Below are 411 nucleotides of genomic sequence, written 5' to 3'. Positions count from 1 at the left end.
CGCTTCCCTCTCTCTTCATAACGCCCGGTCCCATCTGCGGGTTCCCGACACCAACGGATACAGTCACCGTTGCGCCAACTACGGGGACAGGAGAGGGCCATTACCGCCAACCGGCAGACGAACTGGGCGTTCGCCGACGCCTATGTCGCCGAGGACGAGGCCCTGCGTTGGGCCCGTGATCGGGCCCGGGAGGCAGGGATCCGCTCGGTGACCCCCGGCACCGGCGCCGCGCTGCGGCTGCTCGCGGCCGCGTCGGACGCCAAGTCGGTGGCCGAGATCGGGACGGGCACCGGCATTTCCGGCAGCTATCTGCTCCACGGGATGCGGCACGACGGCGTACTGACCACCGTGGACCCGGAGCCGGAGTGGCAGCAGTTCGCCCGTGAGGCTTTCCGCGCCGCGGGTTTCGCG

At 70.1% G+C, this 411-nt stretch carries 1 pseudogene; it reads left to right on the top strand.

The window, feature by feature from the left end:
- Positions 1-69: 69 nt before the first annotated feature.
- Positions 70-411 (top strand): annotated as a pseudogene (locus tag G3I56_RS42930) (methyltransferase); the annotation flags it as partial.

Origin of the sequence: Streptomyces sp. SID12488 (assembly GCF_010548275.1) — a bacterium.
Lineage (GTDB): Bacteria > Actinomycetota > Actinomycetes > Streptomycetales > Streptomycetaceae > Streptomyces.
Note: the sequence above shows the minus strand (reverse complement) of the source record. Positions and strands in the feature narration are given on the sequence as shown.